The 24,809-nt window shown below is 72.6% G+C and carries 23 protein-coding genes and 1 pseudogene; 7 read left to right on the forward strand and 17 right to left on the reverse strand.

Annotated elements, in window-relative coordinates; all coding sequences use genetic code 11:
* Positions 1 to 3 precede the first annotated feature (3 nt).
* Positions 4 to 735 (forward strand): hydrogen peroxide-dependent heme synthase, encoded by a 732-nt coding sequence (gene hemQ / locus ICC28_RS06420; protein ID WP_188287426.1) that lies wholly within the window; start codon positions 4 to 6, stop codon positions 733 to 735.
* On the opposite strand, the gene ICC28_RS06425 is transcribed toward hemQ, so the two are convergent.
* The 12 genes from ICC28_RS06425 to zapE all read right to left on the reverse strand — a co-directional run bounded on the left by ICC28_RS06425 (position 707) and on the right by zapE (position 13,905).
* On the reverse strand, positions 707 to 2,308 hold the full coding sequence (locus ICC28_RS06425) for an alpha/beta hydrolase (RefSeq protein WP_188287427.1): 1,602 nt from the start codon (positions 2,306 to 2,308) through the stop codon (positions 707 to 709). The genes hemQ and ICC28_RS06425 overlap by 29 nt on opposite strands.
* 119 nt (positions 2,309 to 2,427) lie before the next feature.
* Complete coding sequence (locus ICC28_RS06430; protein WP_188287428.1) at positions 2,428 to 3,201, reverse strand: TIGR04222 domain-containing membrane protein; 774 nt, start codon at positions 3,199 to 3,201, stop codon at positions 2,428 to 2,430.
* 176 nt (positions 3,202 to 3,377) lie between these two features.
* Positions 3,378 to 4,670, reverse strand: a complete 1,293-nt coding sequence (locus ICC28_RS06435; RefSeq protein WP_188287429.1) for a DUF692 domain-containing protein — start codon at positions 4,668 to 4,670, stop codon at positions 3,378 to 3,380.
* A gap of 111 nt (positions 4,671 to 4,781) precedes the next feature.
* A complete protein-coding gene (locus tag ICC28_RS06440) occupies positions 4,782 to 6,257 on the reverse strand; it encodes a PQQ-binding-like beta-propeller repeat protein (protein ID WP_188287430.1) in 1,476 nt (491 codons plus the stop codon).
* A gap of 160 nt (positions 6,258 to 6,417) precedes the next feature.
* Positions 6,418 to 7,122: an aminoacyl-tRNA hydrolase gene (locus ICC28_RS06445; protein WP_223188447.1), complete on the reverse strand. Its 705-nt coding sequence runs from the start codon at positions 7,120 to 7,122 to the stop codon at positions 6,418 to 6,420.
* 245 nt (positions 7,123 to 7,367) lie between these two features.
* Positions 7,368 to 7,550: a hypothetical protein gene (locus ICC28_RS06450; RefSeq protein WP_188287432.1), complete on the reverse strand. Its 183-nt coding sequence runs from the start codon at positions 7,548 to 7,550 to the stop codon at positions 7,368 to 7,370.
* Entirely contained in the window at positions 7,547 to 8,395 is an 849-nt protein-coding gene (locus ICC28_RS06455; protein ID WP_188287433.1) for a polysaccharide deacetylase family protein, read from the reverse strand. The genes ICC28_RS06450 and ICC28_RS06455 overlap by 4 nt, the downstream gene beginning before the upstream one ends.
* Before the next feature lie 72 nt (positions 8,396 to 8,467).
* A complete protein-coding gene (locus ICC28_RS06460; RefSeq protein WP_188287434.1) occupies positions 8,468 to 9,985 on the reverse strand; it encodes an FAD-dependent oxidoreductase in 1,518 nt (505 codons plus the stop codon).
* A gap of 30 nt (positions 9,986 to 10,015) precedes the next feature.
* Complete coding sequence (locus tag ICC28_RS06465) at positions 10,016 to 11,395, reverse strand: alkaline phosphatase PhoX (RefSeq protein WP_188287435.1); 1,380 nt, start codon at positions 11,393 to 11,395, stop codon at positions 10,016 to 10,018.
* A gap of 154 nt (positions 11,396 to 11,549) precedes the next feature.
* Entirely contained in the window at positions 11,550 to 12,128 is a 579-nt protein-coding gene (locus ICC28_RS06470) for a carbonic anhydrase (protein WP_188287436.1), read from the reverse strand.
* Positions 12,129 to 12,226: 98 nt separating this feature from the next.
* Positions 12,227 to 12,625: a hypothetical protein gene (locus tag ICC28_RS06475; RefSeq protein WP_188287437.1), complete on the reverse strand. Its 399-nt coding sequence runs from the start codon at positions 12,623 to 12,625 to the stop codon at positions 12,227 to 12,229.
* Positions 12,626 to 12,807: 182 nt separating this feature from the next.
* Positions 12,808 to 13,905, reverse strand: a complete 1,098-nt coding sequence (zapE, locus tag ICC28_RS06480; protein ID WP_188287438.1) for a cell division protein ZapE — start codon at positions 13,903 to 13,905, stop codon at positions 12,808 to 12,810.
* A 140-nt stretch (positions 13,906 to 14,045) separates the two neighbouring features.
* On the opposite strand from zapE, the gene ICC28_RS06485 reads away from it, so the two are divergent.
* From ICC28_RS06485 to ICC28_RS06505, 5 genes and pseudogenes are all read left to right on the forward strand, one after another.
* A complete protein-coding gene (locus tag ICC28_RS06485) occupies positions 14,046 to 14,801 on the forward strand; it encodes a pyrimidine reductase family protein (protein WP_188287439.1) in 756 nt (251 codons plus the stop codon).
* A 225-nt stretch (positions 14,802 to 15,026) separates the two neighbouring features.
* A complete protein-coding gene (locus ICC28_RS06490) occupies positions 15,027 to 15,500 on the forward strand; it encodes an indole-3-glycerol phosphate synthase (protein WP_188287440.1) in 474 nt (157 codons plus the stop codon).
* A gap of 88 nt (positions 15,501 to 15,588) precedes the next feature.
* Entirely contained in the window at positions 15,589 to 16,974 is a 1,386-nt protein-coding gene (gene murC, locus ICC28_RS06495) for a UDP-N-acetylmuramate--L-alanine ligase (RefSeq protein WP_188287441.1), read from the forward strand.
* Between the two features lie 13 nt (positions 16,975 to 16,987).
* Positions 16,988 to 17,395 carry a peptide-methionine (R)-S-oxide reductase MsrB gene (gene msrB, locus ICC28_RS06500; RefSeq protein ID WP_188287442.1) on the forward strand — a complete coding sequence of 136 codons (408 nt, stop codon included), beginning with the start codon at positions 16,988 to 16,990 and terminating at the stop codon, positions 17,393 to 17,395.
* A gap of 312 nt (positions 17,396 to 17,707) precedes the next feature.
* Positions 17,708 to 18,219 (forward strand): annotated as a pseudogene (locus ICC28_RS06505) (MFS transporter); the annotation flags it as partial.
* 147 nt (positions 18,220 to 18,366) lie between these two features.
* Here ICC28_RS06505 and ICC28_RS06510 read toward each other — a convergent pair.
* The 5 genes from ICC28_RS06510 to fabG all read right to left on the reverse strand — a co-directional run bounded on the left by ICC28_RS06510 (position 18,367) and on the right by fabG (position 23,817).
* A complete protein-coding gene (locus tag ICC28_RS06510; protein ID WP_188287443.1) occupies positions 18,367 to 19,587 on the reverse strand; it encodes an alpha/beta fold hydrolase in 1,221 nt (406 codons plus the stop codon).
* Positions 19,588 to 19,693: 106 nt separating this feature from the next.
* Positions 19,694 to 20,677, reverse strand: coding sequence for a Gfo/Idh/MocA family protein (locus ICC28_RS06515; protein WP_188287444.1), 984 nt, complete (start codon positions 20,675 to 20,677; stop codon positions 19,694 to 19,696).
* Positions 20,674 to 21,999, reverse strand: coding sequence for an NDP-hexose 2,3-dehydratase family protein (locus tag ICC28_RS06520; RefSeq protein ID WP_317453967.1), 1,326 nt, complete (start codon positions 21,997 to 21,999; stop codon positions 20,674 to 20,676). Before ICC28_RS06520 ends, ICC28_RS06515 begins: the two co-directional genes overlap by 4 nt.
* Positions 21,996 to 22,940 (reverse strand): aromatase/cyclase, encoded by a 945-nt coding sequence (locus tag ICC28_RS06525; RefSeq protein WP_188287445.1) that lies wholly within the window; start codon positions 22,938 to 22,940, stop codon positions 21,996 to 21,998. Before ICC28_RS06525 ends, ICC28_RS06520 begins: the two co-directional genes overlap by 4 nt.
* Before the next feature lie 91 nt (positions 22,941 to 23,031).
* On the reverse strand, positions 23,032 to 23,817 hold the full coding sequence (gene fabG, locus ICC28_RS06530; RefSeq protein ID WP_188287446.1) for a 3-oxoacyl-ACP reductase FabG: 786 nt from the start codon (positions 23,815 to 23,817) through the stop codon (positions 23,032 to 23,034).
* Positions 23,818 to 24,024: 207 nt separating this feature from the next.
* Here fabG and ICC28_RS06535 point away from each other — a divergent pair, with 207 nt between their 5' ends.
* Complete coding sequence (locus tag ICC28_RS06535) at positions 24,025 to 24,804, forward strand: thioesterase II family protein (protein ID WP_188287447.1); 780 nt, start codon at positions 24,025 to 24,027, stop codon at positions 24,802 to 24,804.
* Positions 24,805 to 24,809 lie beyond the last annotated feature (5 nt).

A 24,809-nucleotide genomic window follows, 5' to 3' on the forward strand; every position in this document is an offset into this window, starting at 1 on the left:
ACCATGAGTGACGACGCCCCCACCACCGAGTCCGGCAGGATCCCGAACAAGGGCAAGCTGGCCAAGGACCTCAACGAGGTCATCCGCTACACCCTCTGGTCGGTCTTCAGGCTGAAGGACGTACTGCCCGAGGACCGCGCGGGATACGCCGAAGAGGTCCAGGAGCTGTTCGACCAGCTCGCCGCCAAGGACGTGACGGTGCGCGGCACCTACGACGTGTCCGGGCTGCGCGCCGACGCCGACCTCATGATCTGGTGGCACGCCGAGACCAGCGACCAGCTGCAGGAGGCGTACAACCTCTTCCGCCGCACCCGGCTGGGCCGCGCCCTGGAACCGGTGTGGTCGAACATGGCGCTGCACCGCCCCGCCGAGTTCAACCGCTCGCACATCCCGGCGTTCCTCGCCGACGAGACGCCCCGCGACTACGTGAGCGTCTACCCCTTCGTGCGCTCCTACGACTGGTACCTGCTGCCCGACGAGGACCGCCGCCGCATGCTCGCCGACCACGGCAAGATGGCCCGCGGCTACCCGGACGTGCGCGCCAACACGGTCGCCTCGTTCTCGCTGGGTGACTACGAGTGGATCCTCGCCTTCGAGGCCGACGAGCTGTACCGCATCGTCGACCTCATGCGCCACCTGCGCGCCTCGGAGGCCCGCATGCACGTCCGCGAGGAGGTCCCGTTCTACACGGGCCGCAGGAAGTCGGTCAGCGAACTGGTCGCCGGTCTGGCGTAGGTTCGGCCTTCGGTTCCGGGCGCGCCGCGCACGCGGCGCGCCGTGCCGGAAGCCGCCCTTCCAGCAGATACGCGTCCACGTACGCGTTGACGCACGGGTTGGCGCCGCCCGCGATCCCGTGCGTGCCGGTGTCCCGCTCGGTCACCAACACCGAGTCCCACAGCCGCCGGTGCAGCTCCAGCGCCCCCTCGTACGGCGCGGCCGCGTCCCGCTCGGCGGCGAGGATCAGCGTCGGCGGCAGCTCACCGGGCCCGGTGCGCACATCGAGCGGCCGCTGACGCGGCGCCGGCCAGTACGCGCAGGGCAGGTTCAGCCAGGCGTTGTCCCACGTCTCGAACGGCGCCACGCGCGCGAGCCGCGTGTTGTCCCGGTCCCACACCCTCCAGTCCGTCGGCCAGGGCGCGTCGTTGCACTCGACGGCCGTGTAGACGGCCCTGCTGTTCTCCGCCTCGGCGGCGGCCTCCGTCACCGGCGCCGCGATCCCGATCAGCGGCTTCGGATCGCCCTTCAGGTACGCCGACAGCGCCTGCGCCCGCCCCGGCCAGTAGTCGTCGTAGTACCCGGCGTGCAGGAACGCCCCCTGCAACTGGCGGGGGCCCACCTTGCCGCCCGCGGGCTCCGCGGCGAGCTGGGCCCGCGCCCGCTCGTAGCTGCGCAGCACCTTCGCCGAGGTGTCGCCGAGCCCGTACACCCGGTCGTGCCGTGCGATCCACTCGCGGAAGTCCGCCCAGCGGCCCTCGAACGCGGCCGACTGGTCGAGGTTGTTGCGGTACCAGATCTGGTCGGGCTTCGGGTTCACCGCCGCGTCGAACACCATTCGCCGCACGCGCGAGGGGAAGAGGGTCGCGTACAGCGCGCCGTAGTACGTGCCGTACGAGGCGCCCATGAACGTCAGTTTCGTCTCGCCCAGCGCGGCCCGCAGCACGTCCAGGTCGCGGGCGTTGTTGAGGGAGTTGTAGTGGCGCAGTGCGTCGCCGTTCCGCTCGGCGCACCCGCGCGCGTACGCCTTGGCCTGCGCGATGCGCTCGCGCTTGTACGACTCCGAGGGGTGCGTCGGCGCCGGTGCGGGGCCCTTGAAGAACTGCTTGGGGTCCTGGCAGGACAGCGGCGCGCTGCGGCCCACCCCGCGCGGGGCGTAGCCGACCAGGTCGTAGGCGGCCGCGAGGCGCTTCCACTCGGGCAGCAGGCCGATCAGCGGGAAGTACATGCCGGAGGCGCCGGGGCCGCCCGGGTTGTAGACCAGGGCGCCCTGCCGCGGCACCCGGCGCTTGCTGTTGTGCGGGTCCTTGTGCGTGGCCCGGACCCGGCTGACGGTGAGCGTGATCTGCCGGCCGCCCGGATCGGCGTAGTCGAGCGGGACGCGCACCGTGCCGCACTGGAGGCTGCCCGGCATGTCCTGCTCCGCCGAGCAGCTGCCGAAGTCGATGCCGGCGGCCTGCGCGCGGGCGGCCGCCACCGCGGTGCCGCGCAGCTCGGCCGCGCCCGGGACGGCCTCCGTGCTGCCGGCGGGGGTGACGGCCAGGGCGGTCAGGAGCAACGACCCGGCGGCCGAGTGGAGGGCGGGGGCTCTCATGACGTATCCCTTCGGTGCACGGCAGCAACAAAAGGGATGTTTCGTTCACCGGTTGGTGAAGGCAAGCACCGTCCGGCCGGTGTCGGCGCCAATGCCCCCTGTGCGCCCCCCTGCGCGCGTCAGTCGCGCCAGAGCGGCTCGCGGTCCTCGAAGGCCGCGCGCAGGTCCGGTTCGCCGATCGCGTGGACACCGCGTACGGCGACCGTGGTGAGGTACGTACGGTCGTCCGCGTCGCCGGCCCGCCGGGCGAGCGTGTCCAGCAGCCGCTGTCCGGCCGGGGAGGCCCAGCGCGAGTACGGGTGGACCTCGATCCGGGCGATGGCCAGGCAGCTCAGGGTGAGCGCGAAGGGCAGCCCGAACCAGAGGGCCACCAGATGGCGCGGCAGGTCGGCGGCGCCCGGCAGGAGCAGCGCGGTCCCGCCCAGCACCAGGACGGCCACCGCGGCGAGCTGCACCCGGCGCACCGCGGCCGCGATGCCGGAGCGGGCGCCGTCGGGCACGGCGAGACCCGCGCGCACGAGCCGGTCGGCGAGACCGGCCACGGCCTCCGCCGCGGCCGCCGCGGACCGCACCGGCGCGATACGGGACTGGCCCGCGGGCCCGATGGCCCCGATCACCGAGCGTTCCATCTCGTCCCGCCCGCGCGGGTCCACGACCGTCGCCCAGCCCGTGTGCGCGAGCAGCAGCCGGCGCTGGCGGGCCATGGACACGAGGGTCAGGTCGGCGACCCGTCTGGGGCCGCCGGACAGGAACGCCGCCTCGTACAGCGTCAGATCGTGCCGCCGGGCCGCCTGCGCGTCGGCGGCCGCCGCCTGGACGGCGGCCAGGCACAACCGTGTGCACGCCGTGCCGGCGGCGGCCCAGGCCAGCAGCAGGAGAAGTACCCAGAACATGCCGCGTTTCTATGCCAAACGCACCCGAGAACGCCATGCCTTGTTCACAATCCGGACCCGGCGTTGCCGGTACGTGACGTTCCGTTCCCGGCGGGATCGCCGCATCGGCCGACCGGTCCGGTCCCTTTCGCTCACCGGCTTCGCTTTCGGTCGTCGACTTCGTCCACCGGCTTCGCTCACCGACGGCTCAACGACCGCCGCACCCGCGCCAGTCGCGAGCGCGGACGCGGGGCCGGACCCGAGCGCTCCGCACACCACTCCCGCAGCGCGCGCCGCACCCGCGGATCCAACTCCGCCTCCGCGTCCAGCAGGTGGCGGGCGAAGTCCAGCGCGTCGCGCCGGTAGCCGCCCGTCATGGGGTGGCGCTGGGCGTAGGCGAGGAACGCAGGCCGGTACCGCGTCGCGAGGACGCGCGGCAGTTCGGGGGCGACCTTCGCCACGACATCGGCGCGCTTTCCGGCCAGCGCCCGCGCCTGCACCCCGAGCCGGACCCGGTCGAACCCCTCGGGCACCGGCGTTCCGGCGACCAGGGCGGACAGCAGGGCGGCCTGCGCGAGGGCGAGGCGCTGGCGGGCGGGGGCGGGACACGGGGCCTGCGGAACCGTACGGTCCGGCCCGGCCTGCACCTCCGTGCCCGCCTGCTCGCGGCCCTTGAGCACGGCCGCGCCGACGGCCGCCAGCTCCCGTTCCAGCTCCGCCGGTTCCGGGAAGTTCTCGTCGCGTTCCAGCAGGACGCCGGGCGGGGAGACGCGGGAGGCGAGGTCGGTGAGGATGTCGAGGACCGGGCGTGGGACGGGGTGGGCGTGGCTGTCGTGCCAGACGCCGTCGCGTTCGAAGCCGCCCGCGACGTGGACGTAGGCGAGGGCCTCCAAGGGGAGTTCGGCGAGTGCCTTCGCGGGGTCCTCGCCGCGGTTGACGTGGTTGGTGTGCAGGTTGGCGACGTCGATGAGCAGGCGTACGCCGGTCCGGTCGGCCAGTTCGTACAGGAACTGTCCCTCGGTCAGCTCCTCGCCCGGCCAGGAGATCAGCGCGGCGATGTTCTCGACGGCGAGCGGCACCGGGAGGGCGTCCTGCGCGATACGGACGTTCTCGCACAGCACGTCCAGGGCGTCCCGGGTGCGCGGCACGGGCAGCAGGTGGCCGGCCTCCAGATGCGGGGTCGCGGTCAGCGGCCCGCCCGCCCGCACGAACGCGATGTGCTCGGTGACCAGCGGCGAGCCGAGCGCCTCGGCCCGCTCGGCGAGCGCGGCCAGCCGGACCGCGTCGGGTCGGTCGGCGCCGCCGAGACCGAGGGAGACACCGTGCGGTACGACGGTCACCCCGCGCTCGCGCAGCCGGGCCAGGGAGTCCGGAAGGTGCCCGGGGCACACGTTCTCGGCGACGACCTCGACCCAGTCGATCCCCGGCATCCGCTCCACGGCGTCAGCGATCTCCGGCCGCCAGCCGATCCCCGTCCCCAGTCGCGTCATCGTCGTCCCCCTCCGTCACCTGCGTGACGGAGGTATGGCCCTATCGCCCGGACGCGAACCCCGGCGAGGTCACCTTCAGAGGAACATTTGAGGTTGGGCGGCTCGGTGCCGTCACCGGGTGGGGACGCCGAAGGCCACGGCGGTGTAGCGGTCGCCGGCTTCCACGGGGGGCCGGGTCCTGCTGCCGATGGGTCTGGGGGCCCGGTAGGGGCCCGCCGTCGCACTGCGGCTGAAGAAGAGACGCCCGTGCTGGAACAGCGCTTCCGAGTAGAAGGCCGAGTCGATCCTCATCATGCTCTGGATGTCCTCGTCCTTGGTCGCCGCCCGGAGCATCAGGGTCTTCTCACCGGTGGCCGGGTCGATGGAGAAGACCTTGACCACCTTCTCGGCCCGGTGGTCGACCTGGAGCGCGAGGAGGCGGTCGCCGTTCATCCGCAGAGGAGCCAGATGCCGGCCCGGCTGCGCGGGGAAACGCTTCCTGACCTTGCCGGTGTCGAGATCGATGGCCACGATCTCGTCGGCGTACATGGTCTTCTCGGTCTGCCGGACCGGCAGGAACAGGGTGTCGTCGGTGGCGGCGTGCGTGTGTTGCCGGGAGTCCCAGTAGTGGATGTCGAACCTGTCGTCGACGGGAATCACCGCCCGCGGTTTCCCCTCGCTGTCCAGCGAGACCACATGCGTCATCAAGGTCTCCTCGTGGTCGTCGTCCGGGTCGAGCCGGCTCACGGCGACCGTGACCGGGTCGTTCGACAGCACCCCGGCGGTGATGTACTCGTCCGGGATCCGCCAGATCCACTCGTCGCGGCCGGTACGCGGATCCACCTTGCGCACCTCACGCTCGGCCCGGGGGCGGGCATCGGTGCAGAACCTGCCGATGCCGACCAGGGCGGTACCGCCGGTGAACCGCGGTCTCGAGTACGGGCACGCGTCCGGATACGACCGGGTCCACAGGGCCTCCCCGTCGTCGACCCGGTACGCGGCCGCACCCTCGTACCAGGAGGCGACGACGACGCCGTGACCGACCGACACCGAACCGGGAATCTCGGTGGCACGGACCCTCGCCAGCGTGGTCTGCCAGACCTTCCGGCCGTTGTCGACATCGAAGACGACGAGCTGATCGCAGCTCAGATCCGGTCTGCGCTTGTGCCGCCGCTCGGGATGCGTGACCACGGCGGTGAGACCCTCCGAGGTGACGTGCTGCGCGGCGGCACACGCCTCGCCGGGCAAGGACAGCCGCCACCGGCGTTCCCCGTCCTCGACGGCGTAGGCGTCGACGGTGGCGTGGCCCGTCTTGACGTAGGTGCTCTCCGTCGCCCAGGAGCCGATCGAACGGGCGCTCCAGTTCGTACTCAACTCCGGGGCGTCGATCGTGAACAGGCTCTCGGCGGCCGTATCCGCCGGAACCTTCTCGACGGTGTCGCGCAGCCCCGGTCCGTCGTCGGCTCCCGTCCCTGCCCACAGCGCCCAGCCCCCCGCACCGAGCGCGACGGCGAGGACGACGAGAAGGAAGGCCAGACCGGCGGACACGGCCCTGCGGGGCCCGCGCCGGGCCGGTCCCTCCGGCGGGGTGATCGGTTCCGGACTCATGATCGCTCACTCGGCCTTCGGTAGGGGCGCCTGCTCGTCAGAGAGAGGACCGCCGAAGCGGGGAAGGGGTTGTACCGCTTCGCCCGGCCCGCCTACGACCGCCGTTCGCACGGCAGGGGGCAGAGCCGCGAGTCGCCCTCGACCGCCACCGTCGCCCCGGTCACCGCAGCGCCGGATGGTCCGCCACGACCGTGCACGACCCCGGGGCGATCTCGGTGAACCCGGCGTCGCGGACCAACGGCAGGTCGCCGGAGGTCAGTTCGGGCCAGCGTTCGCGCGGTGCGGTGCGGACGGCGAGCGGGAAGCCCGCGTCGCGCCAGGCGGCCCGCTCCTCCTCCGACAGCGCCCACCAGGCGAGCTGGGCCCCGTGGCCGGCCTGGGCCATCAGCTTGCCGGCCGACATGTCGAGCTCCGGGTTCGTCCAGAGCACGCACATGCCCGGGTCCGCGTCCCCCGGCGGCTCGGGATCGTCCAGTTCGGTACCGGACACCTGGAGCTTCGCCAGGTCCTTCGGCCAGCCGTCCAGCGGAACGGGCGGGTAGACCCGTACCTCGGCGGACTTGCCGGTGACCGTGATCCCGGGAAGCGCCCCGGCCCGCCGCCACTCCGCTCCGCGGGCCCGCCGCACCACCTTGCGGATCCGCGCGTCCTGCCAGTCCCGCACGGCCTGCGCCCACTCGCCGTCCCCGAGGGACCGCTCGTCGCTGAGCAGGACGAGCACGGCGCGGGCAGCGGTCTCCAGGGCGTCGGTGCGGGCCGGGGGAGCGGCACGGTCGATGTGCACGACCAGGGGGAGGACGAACTGCGGCGCCTGGTCGCGCGCCGTGGCCTGGTGCTGGAAAGGACTGTCGCTCACGCCGGTCAACCTTAAGGGCAGCCGCGGTACGACAGGATTGCCCCATGCAACACGATCTTCGTCCGGACGACGGGGGCCGCCGCCGAGGCCTGCGCGGCCCCCGGGTGTCATGCGCCGTCGGCCCCGGCCGCGCTGCTGGTCTCCCTGGCCGAGACCCTCGTGGTGACCCTGATCAGCGATCCGACGGCCGGAGGCGCGCCGCGGTGGTGACCGCTCCCCGGCGCAGGCCATGGCGTGCGCTCAGCTCCCGCAGATCACCCTGAACAGGCCGTCCGCTCCGCCTCCCGCCACTCACACACCGGACACAGCGTGATCCCCTTGTACGACTCCGGGTACTCCGTCGGCTCCCGGCACAGCACGCACTCGGCATACGGCGGACCGTCGGCGACCGGCGGCTTCGTGGCGTCGCCGATCGTGCAGTAGTCGTCGTCGCTCATGAGCCCAGCGTAGAGCGGCCGCCCGCGGCACCGATCAGCTCGGACACCTTCACGAACCGGTAGCCCTGGCGGCGCAGCTCCGGCACGATTCGGCGGACGGCGCGCTCGGTGGCCGGGGCGGCGCTGCGGGTGCAGTGCAGGACGACGACCGACCCGGGCCGCACGCCGTCCAGCACCTGCCGGGCCACGGCGTCCGCGTCCGTCGCGAAGGCGTCCCCGCTCACCACGTCCCACTGCACCGCCGTCACGCCCGCCGGCGTCAGCGCCTTCAGCGCCCGTCGGTCGTAACAGCCGCCGGGGAAGCGGAAGTACGGCATCGGGTCGGGCACGCCCGCCTTCCGGAAGGCCGCGTACGCCCGTTCCACGTCCGCCCGCATCCGGTCGCCGGACACGGTCGGCAGGCCGTAGCAGTCGTCGGTGAAGGCGTAGTGGCTGTACGAGTGGTTGGCGACCTCGAAGAGCGGGTCCCGCCCGATCGACCGGGCCTGCACCGGGTACTCCTCGGCCCACCGCCCGGTCATGAACACCGTGGCCGGCACCTTCAGCGCCCGCAGCGCGGCGATCAGCTCCGGGTTGTCGAACCGTTCCCCGCCCGCGGCCCGCGGCCCCTGGTCGGCGGTCATGTCGGCGTCGAAGGTCAGCGCCACGGTCTTCCCGGCCGTCCGGGGGCCGTTGCGGAAGACGGGGGTCAGACCTGCGGGACCGGGCGCGAGCGTGGGAGGCCGGGACTCGACGGCGGAGGGCGCCGGGCGGGGCACGGTCGCTTCCGGGGTCGCGGCGGCGCAGGCGGTCAGGGCGGCGCCCAGGGCACAGACGGCGGTGAGGCGACGTACGCGATTGATCACCGTATGAAACTACGGCGATACGTCCCTTATATCGGGCTTTGGCGTGGGGAGCTCGGGCGCCGTGTCACCCGGTCAGAGGTCCCGTTGTTCCAGTGGGCGGGTCGCCGGGCCCTGGATGACCTTGCCGGAGGGGGCGAAGCGGGAGCCGTGGCAGGGGCATTCCCAGGCGCGTTCGGCGGAGTTGAAGGCGACCAGGCAGCCGAGGTGGGTGCAGCGGGCGGAGACGGCGTGCGGCGTGCCGTCCTCGTCGCGGTAGACGGCGAGGTGGTGGCCGTCGACCCGGACCACGGCGCCCTCGCCGGGCGGCAGCGACTCCAGCGGCGGGGCGGGGCGCAGGCGGTCGCCGACGAAGTGCCGGGCGACCTTGGCCTGGTGCCGGAGGAAGGAGGGGGCCTCGCGGACGGTGGAGCGCAGTCGGCGCGGGTCGTACAGCTCGCTCCAGGCGCACGGCCGACCGGTGATCAGGTCCGTGAGCAGGGAGCCCGCCATCACCCCGCCGCTCAGGCCCCAGCCGCCGAAGCCGGTGGCCACGTAGGTGTGCCGGGCGCCAGGGTGCAGCGGGCCGACCAGGGGCACGGTGTCGGTGGAGTCGTTGTCCTGGGTGGCCCAGGCGTGGGTGAGGGAGACGCCCGGGAAGTGCGCCCGCGCCCAGGAGGAGAGGTCGTCGAAACGGGAGCGCGTGTCGCCGGTGCCGGGAGTGAAGTGCTCCCCGGTGACCACCAGGAGCCGCCTGCCCTCGCCGTACGGCGCCGTGCGCACCGAGCGCGTCCCCTCGTCCGGCGTGATGTACATGCCGTCCGGGTCGCGGTCCGCTTCGACCGGACCGGCGATGACCAGCTCACGGCGGGGGGAGAGGCGGGTGAACAGCAGGGCCCGGTCGAAGATCGGGTAGTGGGTGGCGACCACCACGTCCCGGGCGGTCACCGTGGCCCCGGGCTCGGTCGCCAGCCGGCACGGCTCGCCCTCGTCGAGACCGAGGACGGCGGTGTTCTCGTACAGCAGCCCGCCCCGCGCGGCCAGGTCGTCGGCGAGGGCCAGCAGGTACTTGCGCGGATGGAACTGCGCCTGCCCGGTGACCCGTACGGCGCCCGCCACCGGGAACGGCAGCCCGGTCTCCGTCACGAACGACGCCGGCAGCCCCGCCTCCCGCGCGGCCCGCGCCTCGGCCCGCAGCTCCTCCACGCGGCCCGCGTCGCAGGCGTAGGTGTAGGCGCTGCGGCGCTCCCACTCGCAGTCCACGCCCAGCTCCTCCGCGACCGCCGCGACATGCTCGACGGCCTCGGACTGGGAATGGGCGTACAGGCGCGCCCCCTCGGCGCCCCGGGTCCGCCGCAGCCTGTCGTAGATCAGGGTGTGCAGCGCCGTGAGCTTGGCCGTGGTGTGGCCGGTGACGCCGGCCGCGATCCGGCCGGCCTCCAGCACGGCCACGCTCCGGCCGGCCCGTGCCAGCTCCCGGGCGGTGCTCAGTCCGGCGATCCCGGCGCCGACCACGGCCACGTCGACGGAGAGGTCCTCCGTGAGCGCGGGGCGGTCGGCGCCGGGTGCCGTCTGGAGCCAGTACGAGCCGCTGATCTGCGGGTTCTCGGTCATGGGGGCCGAGTACCCCGAAGCGGCCGGTCGCTACCTGCGCCAGGGGCCCGTCACGGCGAAGGTCGTCCCCGGGGTGTAGCAGTTCACGTACATCGTCCGGCAGTCCGGCGAGAAGGCGACGCCCGCGAACTCGCCGTACTCCGGTGCTTCGGGGGTGCCCAGGTTCTGGGCGTTGCGGGCCATCGCGTAGACCTCGCCGCGGCGGGTGACGCCGTAGACGTGCTGGATGCCGTCGCCGTCCTCGCAGACCATGAGGCCGCCGCTGGGGGCCAGGCAGATGTTGTCCGGGGACTCGCCGGGCAGCTGTACGTCGGTGTCCGGGCCGAAGACGATCACGAGCGTCAGCCGGCGCGCGGCGGGGTCGTAGCGCCAGATCTGCCCGTAGTGGTCGCCCGCCGAGCCCTCGGAGCTGCGCGCGAACGACGACACGAAGTACACCGAACGGCCGCCCCAGTAGCAGCCCTCCAGCTTCTGGGCGTGGGTGATGCCCTTGGGGCCGAAGTCCTGGAGGCGGATGGGGGTCCGGACCGCGAGCGGGTCGGGGACGTCCACCCACTCGACGCCCTTGAAGGACGCGCCGGTCTCCTGGATCGAGGACAGGTCGGGGACGCCGGGCACCCGCATCGCCTGGAGCCGGCCGCCCGCGCGCAGGGAACCGCCGCCGCCCAGCGGCTTGTGGGGCAGGAAGCGGTAGAAGAGGCCGAAGGGCTTCTGGAAGGCGTCCTCGGTCTCGTAGACGATGCCGTTCCTCGGGTCCACGGCGATCGCCTCGTGCTGGAAGCGGCCCATCGCGGTGAGCGGGACGGCGCCGCTGCGGTGCGGGTCGGCCGGGTCGACCTCGAAGATGAAGCCGTGGTCCTTGGTGTAGCCGTTGGTGCCCGCCTTGTCCTCGGTCTCCTCGCAGGTCAGCCAGGTGTTCCAAGGGGTGGGCCCGCCCGCGCAGTTGACGGCCGTACCGGCGATCGAGACGCGCTCGGACAGTACGCTGCCGCTCGGGCCCAGGGTGAGCGTGGTGCAGCCGCCCTTGCCCGCGGGGTCGTAGGTGAGGCCCTCGACGGTCGGGACGGGGAGCTTCGCGGTGACGCGGTTCTCGTGGTTGCGGACCAGGTGGACGCGGCCGTGTCTGCCGGGGAGGGCCGTCATCCCGTCGTGGTTGGAGGGGACCGGGCCCTCCCCGGAGCGCAGGGGGTCGCCCTCGCGGGACAGCACCCGGTAGCGGAATCCTTCCGGCAGGTCGAGCAGGCCCTTCGGGTCCGGTACGAGGGGGCCGTAGCCGGTGTGGCCCAGGTTCTGTGCGGCGGCGGTGCCCGCGAAGAGTTCGGTGAGGTTTCCGGCGAAGGCGATTCCGGCGCCCAGGGCACCGGTGCGGACGAGCATCTGACGGCGGGTCGTGCGGCCGTTCTCGGACATGGGCAACCTCCTGCTGGCGGACAGGACTGTGTCGCCGCTGTGTCTACCATCTGGTGACGGCCGCGTGAACCACGCGCGTAGAGCGTGTTCACCTGCCGTGGGGCGATCCGGCGGTCGGCCCCGGACGGGCTCGGGGCCGGCCGCCGGATCGCCGCTACAGGGCCTCGAACGTGTCCGTTGCCGCGCGGTGTTCGTGCACGGCGCCCGTGTGCACCTCGTAGTACCAGGCGTGCAGGGTCAGCTGGTCTTCCTTCAGCTTCTTCTCGATGAACGGATAGGAGCGCAGCCGCAGCAGCTGCGTCAGGACATGGCTCTGCACGCCCTCGGCGACGGCCGGGTCCTCGGCCGCTCCCGTGGGGCGCGGGGTGGCATGCGTCAGCCAGTCGCGTACGGCGGGTACGGCGTCCAGGTCCTCGCCGCGCACCAGCGCGCCGACGGCACCGCAGTGGGAGTGGCCGCAGACCACGATGTCGCGGACGCCGAGCACCTCCACGGCGTACTCGATGGTGGCCGCCTCGCTGGTGGGGTGCTCGGAGGCGTAGGGCGGGACGATGTTGCCCGCGGTGCGCAGTTCGAAGAGCTCGCCGGGGCGGGCGCCCGTGATCAGGGCCGGCACGACCCGGGAGTCGGAGCAGGTGATGAACAGGACCTGCGGGGACTGGCCTTCGGCGAGTTTGGCGAACTCATCAGGGCGCTGTCCGAAGGTACGGGCGTTGTCGATGAGGGGCTGCATGTGATGTCTCCTCCTGGCGCGCCACGGCGGCGCGTCGGACGGGCATGACAGAGGGGGAACAGGAGTGCGGAAGCGGGGTTCTGATGACCGCTCTGTTCTCAGCAGCGGAAGACCTGGAGTACGGCCGGGGTGTGGGCCGTCGGGGGTCTCGACGTGCGGTGGTCCGCGGCGGGCGCCACGGGTTCGTGCTCGGCGGCGGGGCCCCGGGCCGTGAGCGGGCGCTCGGGGGTCTGCGGTCCGGAGTCGACGGTGTGGGCGAGCCGGGCCCGGGGACGCAGGGGGTCGGTCGGACCGCCCACGGGGTCGCAGTGGCCGAACGAGAGGATCCCCTCGGCCGGCGCCTTCTGGGACGGCTTGATTCCGGGCTGGGCCTTGGCGAGTGCGTCACTGGCCGTGTGCGCTTGTGCGAAGGACGCGGTGGGGGCGAGGAACGGGAGGGCGAACAGGACGGCGGCGAGAACCGAGAGCACGGTGCGGGCCGTCGTACCTCGGGACATGCGCCTCCCTCCGGGCCGTCAACACTTCATGCGCGTGCCAACGTTTGGTCAACCACTGGTCAAGAAACACGGTAACCCTGCACGGTCCTTTGCAGGGTTAACCGAGCGTTTCGACCCGAGGACAGCCTGAAACGCATGGGTCGCTGGCCGAAACAGGCCCTTGCGTCAGGAGTGCTGATCGCCTAGGAGGCTGCTACGAGGCCCTTCGCGTCCCGGGCCAGCGCGGTGAGCCGGGAGATCGCGCGGAAGTACTTCTTGCGGTAACCGCCCTTCAGCATCTCCTCGCTGAACAGCCGGTCGAAGGGCAGGCCCGAGGCCAGCACCGGCACCTCACGGTCGTAGAGCCGGTCAGCGAGCACCACCAGGCGCAGCGCGGTCGACTGGTCCGGAACCGGCTGCACATCGGTCAGGCACACCGCCCGGATCCCGTCGGTCAGCGCCCCGTACCGGCTGGGGTGGACCCGGGCCAGGTGCTCCAGCAGGTGCGGGAAGTCGTCGAGCGAGGCGCCCTCGGTGGCGTACGCCGCCCTCGTCACCTGCTCGTCGGTGAACGGCGCCGGTGCCTCGGGCAGGCCGCGGTGGCGGTAGTCCTCGCCGTCGATGCGCAGCGGGCGGAAGTGCGCCGACAGGCCCTGGATCTCCCGCAGGAAGTCGGCCGCCGCGAAACGGCCCTCGCCGAGCTTGCCGGGGAGGGTGTTGGAGGTGGCGGCGAGCGCGACACCGGCGTCGACGAGCTTGCCGAGCAGGGTGGAGACGAGGACGGTGTCGCCCGGGTCGTCCAGTTCGAACTCGTCGATGCACAGCAGGCGGTGGCCGGAGAGGGTCTTGACCGTCTGCTGGAAGCCGAGGGCGCCGACCAGGTTCGTCAGCTCGACGAACGTGCCGAACGCCTTGAGGGACGGCTCGGCCGGGGTGGCGTGCCAGAGGGAGGCGAGCAGATGGGTCTTGCCGACGCCGTAGCCGCCGTCCAGGTAGACGCCCCGGGGGCCCGCCGGGGCCTTCGGCGCCTTGGACCTGCCGAGGCCGAGGAAGCCGCGCCTGCCGCTCGTGGCGGCGTGCGCTCCGCCGAGGCCGGCCGCGAACTGCTCCAGGACGTGGACCGCCTCGGTCTGGCTCGGCTGGTTCGGGTCCGGGATGTAGGTGTCGAAGCGGACCGAGTCGAAGCGCGGCGGCGGCACCATCTCGGCGACGAGATGCTCCGCGGGGACGTGCGGTTCCCGGGCCGAGAGGGCGAAGGGGGCGGCTATGGGAGTTTCGCCGGCGGTGGTGGAGGAGGACACGGTTGTCCATGGTAGGGGGTGCGGGTGACCGGCAGGGGGCGACGGTCGGCCGGTCGTACGGGTCCCCGCACCTCTCGTGCCGACCGGATGACCGTCATTTCATCGGATACGTACGCGCCCGACCGTGGAACACTGCCCGCATGCAGCGCCTGTTCCCTGTGACCGATCAGACAGCCGCCCGCGAGTGGAGCCTCGCCGAGCTCGCCGAGGCCTACGCCTACCCCGACCCCGACGTGCCCTGGCTGCGCGCCAACATGGTGTCCACGCTCGACGGGGCCGCCCAGTACGACGGCAGATCGCAGCCCATCTCCAACGCCACCGACATGCGGATCTTCGGCACGCTGCGGGCGCTGGCCGATGTGGTCGTCGTGGGTGCGGAAACGGTACGCCAGGAGGGCTACCGCCCCGCACGCGCGCGTGCGGAGTTCGCGGCGGCCCGGGAGGCGGCGGGCCAGCCGCCCGCGCCGGCGATCGCGGTGGTCAGCGCGAGCCTGGAGCTGGACTTCTCGCTGCCGCTGTTCACCTCGCCCCTGGTGCCGACCGTGATCCTGACCGGTGCGGCGGCGGCCCCGGAGCGCGTGGCCGCCGCCGAGAAGGCGGGCGCGCGGGTCGTGTTCGCCGGTGACGGCGTCGGCGTCGAGCCGGACCGGGCCGTGCGGGCCCTGGCCGACCTGGGGCACCGTCGGCTGCTGACCGAGGGCGGTCCACGGCTGCTCGGACAGTTCGTCGCCGCCGGAGTGCTCGACGAGCTCTGTCTGACCCTGTCCCCGATGCTCACCGCCGGGGACGCCCAGCGCATCGCCGACGGGCCGCCGGTGGCGGCGCCGCGGAGTTTCGCACTGGTGTCCCTGCTGGAGGAGGAGGGTTTCCTGTTCGGTCGGTATCGGCGGAGCTGACGTGGGAGGGGCCGGACCCGGGGAGGTTGCGGTCCGGCCCGAAAACAACCCCATCGATACCGCCGTCCCGAAAACGGCGGAATCAACCGTTCCGTTTAGCTTCCGCCGGGCACACTAAATCTCGCAGTCCCCGTGCGATCACGGGGCAGGATGGTTTCCGCAGGGCCTGGCACGGCCCACGCAGGACGGAGGGCCCACGGGCCCTCGAAGCAGAAGGGGCGCCTGGTGTTCAGAAGCGTATTGATGATCGAGAAGGCCCTGACGTCCGCAGACGTGGAGTTCGTCACCACCTTGCACGGCGACGAGCCGGTCTCCTTCCACGTGCTGCTCCAGCCGCGCGGCGACCAGGCGGACCGCCTGCTGCGCGCCATCGACGACGTCGCGCTCGGCGAGTTGGACGAGGCCGCACGGGAGCGGCTGACGCCGGAGGGGGAGGCGGCGAAGCCCTTCGGCGAGCAGGCGCTGGAGGTCTCCCTCCAGGCACTGCGCGCCTCCGGCAACGAGGCCGAGGGGCAGCTCATCGAGGACCACCCCCTGGACGCCCTCAAGACGCTGGTGGAGTCGACCGGCGCGGACGAGGTGATCGTGCTGACCGACCCGCACTACGTCGAGGAGTTCTTCCACCGGGACTGGGCCTCACGGGCCCGGCACAAGGTGGGCGTGCCGGTGCTGAAGCTGTTCTCGCACAGCAAGGTGTAGCCCACGAGGAGTGTCAGTGAAGGGCATGAGGTCGGCATAGGGTGGTGTGCCGAACGTCCGCCGCACCAGCACGCACAGGGAGACACGCATGGCACCCGGCCTTCCCACCGCCATGGACCGACCGCACTTCATCGGCATCGGCGGGGCCGGGATGTCGGGGATCGCGAAGATCCTCGCGCAGCGCGGGGCCGCCGTGGCCGGCAGCGACGCCAAGGAGTCCGCGACCGCCGAGGCCCTGCGCGCCCTGGGCGCCACGGTGCACATCGGGCACGCGGCGGAGCACCTCGCCGACGACGCGAGCTGTGTGGTCGTGTCGTCGGCGATCCGGTCCGACAACCCCGAGCTGGCCCGCGCGGCCGAGCTCGGCATCCCGGTCGTGCACCGCTCCGACGCCCTGGCCGCCCTGATGGACGGGCTGCGCCCGATCGCGGTCGCCGGCACCCACGGCAAGACCACCACCACCTCGATGCTCGCCGTCTCCCTGTCCGAGCTGGGCCTGAAGCCGTCGTACGCGATCGGCGGCGACCTGGACGCCCCCGGCTCCAACGCGCTGCACGGCGACGGCGAGATCTTCGTGGCCGAGGCGGACGAATCGGACCGCAGCTTCCACAAGTACGCGCCCGAGGTCGCGATCGTGCTCAACGTGGAGCTGGACCACCACGCCAACTACGCGTCGATGGACGAGATCTACGAGTCCTTCGAGACGTTCGCGGGCCGGATCGTGCCCGGCGGCACGCTGGTGATCTCCGCCGACCACGAGGGCGCGCGGGAACTGACCTCGCGCCTGAAGGACGTCCGGGTGGTGACGTACGGCGAGGCGCACGACGCCGACGTGCGGGTCCTCTCCGTCGTCCCGCAGGGCCTGAAGAGCGAGGTCACCGTCCTCCTGGACGGCGCGGAGCTCACCTTCACCGTGTCCGTCCCCGGCCGCCACTACGCGCACAACGCGGTCGCCGCCCTGGTGGCGGGCGCGGCGCTCGGCATCCCGGCCGCCGACCTGGCCCCGGCCCTCGCGGCCTACACCGGCGTCAAGCGCCGCCTCCAGCTCAAGGGCGAGGCCGCGGGCGTCCAGGTCATCGACTCCTACGCGCACCACCCGACCGAGATGACCGCCGACCTGGAGGCGATGCGCGCGGCGGCCGGTGACGCCCGCATCCTCGTCGTCTTCCAGCCGCACCTGTTCTCCCGGACCCAGGAGCTGGGCAAGGAGATGGGCCAGTCGCTGTCCCTGGCGGACGCCTCCCTGGTCCTGGACATCTACCCGGCCCGCGAGGACCCGATCCCCGGCGTCACCAGCGAACTGATCCTCGACGCGGCCCGCGCGGCCGGCGCGGACGTGACGCCGGTGCACGACAAGGCCGAGGTACCGGCGCTGGTCGCGGGAATGGCCAAGCCGGGCGATCTCGTTATCACCATGGGCGCGGGCGACGTCACGGACCTCGGCCCGCAGATCCTGGACCGCCTGTCGAAGTGAGGGGCTGAGGCTCATGTCGTACGACGTCGAGAAGCCGGACGAGCAGTGGCGCGCGGAACTGACGCCCGCCGAGTACGCGGTGCTCAGGCAGGCCGGCACGGAGCCCGCCTTCACCGGTGAGTACACCGACACCAAGACCAAGGGCGTCTACTCCTGCCGCGCCTGCGGCGCCGAACTCTTCACCTCCGACACCAAGTTCGCCTCCCACTGCGGCTGGCCCTCCTTCTTCGACCCCAAGGACTCCGACGCCGTCGAGCTCCTGGAGGACCGCTCCCACGGAATGGTGCGGACCGAGGTGCGGTGCGCTCGGTGCGGGTCGCATCTGGGGCACGTCTTCGAGGGCGAGGGGTATCCGACCCCGACCGACCAGCGGTACTGCATCAACAGCATCTCGCTGCGGCTGACGCCGGACGAGGGCTGATGCGAGGGGCGGGCATCCTGGAGTATCGAGCAAAGCGGCGGTGGGCGGGCGGTCGGCCGTCTTGACGGCGGTGGCGCCGTGACGTTGGCGCGGCAGCGGCTGCGCCGAACGTGCTGCCGTTCCGTTCCCGCCGCACGGCGAGCAGCTGGTTCTGCCGACGTAACAGTCCGTAACGTCGCATGGCAGTCGCGAAGATCAAGCAGGCGGCCAGGGCCGGCGCCGGCAGCAGTACGGGCTTGCGTCCGAGCCGACCTCCGAGGCCTTGTCGGAGATGACCTTGCCCCGCCGGCGGTCGAGTACGGGCTGCCGGGTGCCACGACAGTGGCCGCGCTGATCGTGGCGCGCCTGTTCACCGGTATCGCGGTCGGTGCCGTCGTCTCCGCCGGCCGAAGGCACTCCGAGCCCTGGCCGACGCCGGGATGGCCGCGGTGACCGACGTGGCCGGTCCCGAGTGCGAGCGGATCGCTGCCCTGCTCGCCTCCTGCGCGATGGTCTTCGGGGCCGGACTCGGCCCGCTGCTCGCCGGCGTGCTCTCCGAAACGCTGCCCGCGCCGACCGTCACCGTCTTCGTGGTCGAGGCCGTGCTGCCGGCCACCGCGGTGCTGGCCGTGCTGCGCATACCGGTCCGGCGTCCCGAGGAGCCCGGGAAGGGGGCCCGGCTGCGGGTGCCCGGCGTGCCGCGCGGAATCGGCCGTCAACTCGCCCTGGGCGTCGCCGTGTTCGCGCCCGGCGTCACGGCCACCCCCTTCGTGCTCTCGCTCGGTCCCTCGCTCTTGTCCGGCCCGCTCGGCACCATCAGCCGGATCGTCGCAGGCGCCGTGGCGCTCTGATCGCCTCCGTGCACACTTGAGTCGTCTCGCATCGGTGCCCCCGTGGTGTGAACGAGCACTTGATCCGCAGATGCCCGCACCACGGGACGAAAGGACGCGCCGGCCCGTTTCCAGAGCGCCGGGCCGGTCCGGGCAGGTCCGTCATCGCAGCGCCTCGCCGATTCGGTCGAAGACCGCGTCGAGTTTCCAGTAGGCGCTGTGGGACAGGGGGAACGGCTGGCGGCTGCGTACCTCGTGGTCGGTGACCCTGGGGTCGCCGGGGAAGACGGGCTCGGCGAGGTAGGAGAGCAGGTCCTTGCGGTCGTAGATGTTCAGCCAGTCGGGGAAGCCGGACGGGAGGGCGGCGCCGGGGTGGAGACCGGCCAGGGCGCCGAGTTCGTGGAGGAAGGGGGCCTGCGAGCCCACGGTTACCAACAGGTGTACCGGTAGGGGCTGTTGGCGGGTTGCGGCCAGGGCGAGGGTGTCGACCAGGGCGATGCCGCCGAGGCTGTGGCCGATGACGACCGGCGGTTCCGGGCTGCGGTCGATCATTTGCTGCAGGCGGGTGCGCAGGGCCTCGCCGCGTGCCTGGTAGCGCAGGATGTCGCCGACCTCCGAGGCCTTGTCGGAGGTGAACTCGCCCCGCCAGCGGTCGAGTACGGGCTGCCGGGTCAGCCGTAGCCCGAGTTTGAGGAGCACCCCGGCGCCGCGTGTCACCAGACCGCGGGCGGTGCCGCCGAGCCGTCCGGTCAGCAGGTCGACGAGGCGGTCCCGTTCGTCGCCGGTGCACAGCGCGGTGTCCCGGGCCTCGGCGAGCAGCACGGCCACGACGGCCCGGCCGGTGGTGGCGACGAGGTCGGAGGCCGTCGCGTCGTCCTCGGCGGCCGCGCATGCGGCACGGAACTCCTCGGAGTCCGCGACCGCGTCCAGGGCGCGCCGATAGCCCTCGGCCAGGTCGGTCTCCCGCAGGAGGGCGGCCAGTTCGTCGGACGGGTCCGGCTCGCGGGGGAGTGCCCGCAGCCGGTCGGCCACCGCCTCGCCCGGGGACCGCACGCCCGGAACGGCGAATCCGGTGTCGGCCTCGACGGCGAGCTCGGCGAAGACCCTGAGTTCGCAGTACGGGTCGGTCAGGAGCAGCAGCCACTCGACCGTCTCGGGGTCCTCGGCGGTGTCCGCCACCGTGCCGGGGGGCGCCTGCCGCGGCACCATTCCGGGGACGGAGGCACCGCCGGCGCCGAGCGTGGCGCCGAACTCATCGCCCCAGTAGCAGGGTTCGACGTCCGCGTCCGGGAACCGCTTGAGCAGCCCCGCGCCCACCCGCTGGAAGAGCTCGTCGAAGCGGGGACGGCGTACGCCGGTCCCGTGAACGAAGATGATCCGCATGTGCCGCCCGTCCCCCCGACGCAACCGTGCGCAAGGAGAATAGTGCGTCCCCACGCCGTGGTCAGGCGTTTGCGCACCCCCAGTCCGGGGCGGTGGTGACGGGCCGTCACCCGGCGTGCGCCGCCTCCCTGATCGCCGCGACGATCCGGGCCTGCGCGACGCTCGTCGCCGTGTCGGCGGTGCCGCCCGCGCGGACGGCGTCGGCGAACCGGGTGAGCGTGTTGGCGCAGTGGTCGTCCGCCGGCAGGGTGCGCAGCTCCTGATGGTCCTGCCGGTCGATCCGGATCACCGGCCGGTGGTACGGGGGCGTGGTGAACGCGTGCTCGACGGTGATCCGGCCGGTGCTGCCCAGGAGTTGGTAGCGGGAGACGTAGAAGTGCTCCATGCCGAAGCCGACGTGGGCGGTGACCCCGTCGGCGTGCCGCAGCAGGGCGTCGCCCGCGATGTCGACGCCGTGGGCCGGGTGCGGCTTCAGGCTCGCGCCGAGGACGGTGAGTTCATCGCCGAGGAAGAACTGCGCGGCCCGCACCGGGTAGCCCGCACCGTCCAGCAGGGCCCCGCCGCCGAGGTCGGGACGCAGCCGGTGATCGTCCGCGGGGCGCGGCGGAATGGTGAACTGCGCCTGGATCGTGCGCAGTTCACCGATCGCGCCGTCGGCCACCAGGGCGCGTACGTAGTGGTGCTGGGCGTGGTGGACGAACATGTAGTTCTCCCACAGCACCAGCCCCGCCGACTCGGCGAGCGCCGCGAGGGCGGCCGTCTCGGCGGGGTCGGCGGTCAGCGGCTTCTCCGCGAGCACGTGCTTGCCCGCGTCGAGCGCCGCCCGCACCCACGGGGCGCGCAGCGCGGGCGGCAGCGGGATGTACACCGACTCGACCTCGGGATCCGCCAGCAGCTCCGGGTATCCGGCGACCGCGCGGGCGCCGAAGCGGGCGGCCACCTCCTTGGCCTTCTCGGGCGTACGGCTGGCGACCGCGGCCAGCCGCAGCCCGCCGGGGGCAGCGGCCAGGGCGGGCAGCACCTTGCGGACCGCGATGTCGGCGCAGCCGAGGAGCCCCAGGCCCACGGGAGCGGTTGCCTCGCGCGTCATGGATTTCCCTGGTCCATCAGGCACGCGAGCAGCGAGCGTGCGACGACGTTGACATGGTTGCCGTAGCGGACGAACCCGGTCAGCTGGCGGCGGGTCATCCAGATGAAGTCCGCCGGCAGCCGGTCGGGGAAGTCGTCCGGGACCTCGACGAGGAGGTAGCGGTTCTCCGCGGCGTGGAAACGGCCGCCCTCCTCGGAGAGCACGGTGTCGAAGCGGATGCGGGAGGCGGGCGCCGACAGCACGTGGTCGAGGAACGGCGGGCGCAGCCCGGCGGGCAGATGCGCGTAGTTGCCGGGGACGCAGTTCACCGTCGGCGACATCTCCACCACGTCGGAGGTGCCCGCCTCGCTCTGGGCGTGCACCAGCACCTGCCAGTCCGCGTCCGGGCCGGAGCGCCGGCCGAGGAACGCGACCACCCCCCGGTCCACGGGGGCGAGCAGCGGCTGCGACCAGCGGGCCACCTCCCGGCTGCTGGCCTCCACGTCGACCCCGAGCACGGTGAAGAAGGCGCCCCGCTCGTGCTCGATGCGCTCCGGGCCCCGGCTCCAGCCCTTGACCTGGTTCAGCGGGATGCGCCGGCGCTCCAGTACGTGGCTGCTGCGCGCCTCGGTGAACCAGCTGAGGATCTCCGCCGTCGTGTGCGGCGCCGGGGCCTCGGGCTGCTCCCCGTACAGGAAGGGCAGGCCGGACAGGACGGTCCGGGAGTCCATGTTGACGACGTTGTCGATCCGCAGGAGGTCCTTCAGCAGCGGCAGGCTCACCCAGCGGAAGTTGTCGTGCGCGGGCACCTCGGCACCCTCGGGCACCTCGACGATCATGTTCCGGTTGCGTTTGGCGAGGAACCACGAGCCCTGCTCGGACTGGAGCGCGTCGAAGACCCGCCGGCCCCGCCGGGGGTCCACGAAGAACTCCAGGTAGGGGACCGCGTTCCCGCGGTGCACGCGCGTGTAGTTGCTGCGCGTCGCCTGGACCGTCGGCGACAACTGCAGCGTGTTCACGTTGCCCGGCTCCATCTTCGCCTGCATCAGGCAGTACGGGACGCCGCCGAACCGCTGGACCAGGATCCCCAGGATGCCGATCTCGTCCTGGATGATGATCGGCTGCGTCCAGGTGCCGACGTCCTCGCCCAGCGACGCCTCGATCCCCTCCACGGTGAAGAAGCCGCCGCTGCGGTGCCCGAGGTTCCCGGTCACCGGGTCGAACCGCCAGCCGTCCAGACCGTCGAGCGGCACCGGCGTCACCCGGTAGTGGTTCGCCGCCCGCCGCTCCTCGAACCACCGCAGGAACGCGGCGGTGTCCTCCAGCGGCGTGCCCCCGGTCACTGCCGTGCCCTGGCTTCCGCGTAGTCCTTGGCGTGGCCGAGGGTGGCCCGGCTGTTGGTGCCCAGTGCGTTGCGCAGGAACGTACGGGCCTCGGGGACGCCCGCGTCCGGGCCCAGGATCGCGTGGATGTTCCCGGTGTTGACGATCACCGTGTGCTGGGAGGTGGCGGTGGTCACGCCCCGGTCGTCCTCGACCAGACTCCAGCACCCGGTGTGCAGGGCCATCAGCGCGGGCAGCGTGGTCTGCTTGTAGACGATGCGCTGGTGCGGGAAGCACACCCGGACCGACTCCGTGGTGTGGGACGAGCCGTCCTTGGTCAGCGTGTCCATCCGCAGTACCTGGAGCCCCGGGATCTCCTCGCGCAGGTCCACCGCGGCCACGTGCGGCAGCCGCTCCTGCCACAGGTTCGCCTCGTTGATGAAGTCGTACACGTCCTTGGCGGAGCCGTTGATCTCGACGCTGTCCTCGAAGGACAGCATGAGGTCCGGCGTGCCGGTGGCCAGCTCCACGCTGGCCTTCAGCGCGGCGAGCTCCAGCCGGCTGTTGCGGTCCACGGCCTGGTCGATCCACTCAAGTCCGGCCGGGTCGTCGTCCACGGCCCGGTAGTCGTGCAGCAGCCGCAGCCTGGTCCGGTCCGGCGCCACGGCCTCGGCGATCCAGGTGCCGCCCATCGCGGCCACCGGCGGCGCCGACACCTCCTGGCGGAAGGTGATCCGCAGCGCCCCGGGGTCCAGGACGCGGCGCGACGTCCAGTTCTTCGCCGTGCCGTTGGCGGTCGCCCAGATCTGGATCCGCTCCTCGTCGCCCGCGTGCTCCACCCGTTCGACGTGGACGGACGGCGGGAAGATCAGCGGCCAGTTCTCCACCTCGGCGATCAGCCGGTACACCTCCGCAGCCGGAGCCTCGACGGTGATCTCGTGCTCGACCTCGCGTACGGTCATGATCGGTGCCACCTCTTTCGACGGCGTCGCAAGACGCGGGGAGTCGGAACGCGGGGAGTCGGAACGCGGGTGTTCGGAAGGAGAAGGGGCGTCAGAAGTTGCCGAGCCCGCCGCAGACGTTGAGCGCCTGCGCGGTGATGGCGGCGGCGGTGTCGCTGACCAGGTAGCCGACGAGGCCGGCGACCTCCTCGGGGGTGGAGTACCGGCCCAGCGGGATCTTCGCCTGGAACTTCTGCAGGATCTGCTCCTCGGTGGTGTCGTACGCGGCCGCGTACCCCGAGCGCACCCGCTGCGCCATGGGCGTCTCCACATAGCCCGGGCAGACCGCGTTGACGGTGATCCCGGTGGGCGCCAGCTCGTTGCCGAGGGCCTTGGTGAAGCCGACCACCCCGTGCTTGGAGGCCGAGTAGGGGGCGCCGAGCACCACGCCCTGCTTCCCCGCGGTCGAGGCGATGTTCACGATGCGGCCCCAGTCCTTGTGCCGCATCCCGCCGGTGTTGAGCACCTCACGGGTCATCATGAACACGCTGTTGAGATTGGTGTTGATGACGTCCAGCCACAACTCGTCGGCGATGTCGGCGGTGACCCCGCCACCGCTGCGGCCGGCGTTGTTGACCAGGACGTCGACCGTGCCGTAGCGCTCCACGGCGGCGCCCACGAAGCGCCCGATGTCCTCGGCGGACCGCACGTCGCACGGCGCGCCGTCGACGTCGAGGCCCTCGTCGCGCAGCTCCTTGACCGTGCGCAGCACGCTGTCCTCGGTCCGGGCACAGATGAAGACCCGGTATCCGGTCCGTGCCAGCAGACGGGTGACGGCGAGACCGATCCCGCTGGTCGCGCCGGTGACCACGGCGGTCCGTGACTCCTGCTCCGACATACATCCTCCTGACGGGTGGCTCCGGAAGGCCCGGACGACGCGGCGATGCTCACAGCACGGTCTGGAACGACGCTTGAAGGACTCTCAGGGCCCGGCGGCCCCCCGGCGCCCCGCCCTTCGCTGTGGCACCGCACCACTGCCGCTCCATCTGTGGTCGAGGGCGTCTTCCCAGACTGACCGCGACCCGCGACGACCCAAGAGGCGGCGATGACCCGTACTTCCGGAACCACGACCCGCACGGCGGCACCCCCCGGGGCCGCCGGACCGTGCCTGGAGCTGTTCTGCTTCCCGCACGCGGGCGCCGGTGTCTCCGCCTTCGGCGGCTGGTCCGCGGTGCTCGGCGACTCGGTGCGGCCGGTGCCCGTCCTGCTCCCCGGCCGCGACGGCCGACGGCGCGAACCCCGCGTCACCGGAGCCCGCGGGCTCTTCGCCGACCTGCTGCGCCGGCACGGACCGCCGCCCGAGGGCCCGTACATCCTGTACGGGCACAGCCTGGGCGGCCTGATCGCGTACTCCGTGGCCCGCGCCCTGGAGCGGGCCGGGCGTCCCGCACCGGCGCTCGTCGTGGTGGGCGCCTGCCCGCCGCCCGACGCCCGCTCCGCACTCGCGGACGCCTGCGACCTGCCCGACGACCGGCTGTTCGACGTGCTGGAGGCGTTCGGCGCGGTGGAGCCGGGCACCCCGCGCGGCGGCATCTGGCAGCGCACGGCCCTGGACGTCATCCGTGACGACCTGCGGCTCGCCCGCGAGCTGCGCAGGGCCGCCGACGCGCCCCTGCGCGCACCGCTGCTGACGATCGCGGGCACCGACGACCCGGTCGCCGGGTCCGAGGTGATGGCCGGCTGGCGGGCTTGGGCCGGCGGCAGATACGCGCACCGCACCATCGCCGGAGACCACCACTTCGTACGGGGCGGCGCCCTGCCCGAACTGCTGGGCCGGCTGTGCCGGGTCGTGCAACGCCTCCCTTATGTGCGCAACCACTCATGAAGGGC

The organism is Streptomyces sp. TRM68416 (genome assembly GCF_014596915.1).
GTDB lineage: Bacteria > Actinomycetota > Actinomycetes > Streptomycetales > Streptomycetaceae > Streptomyces.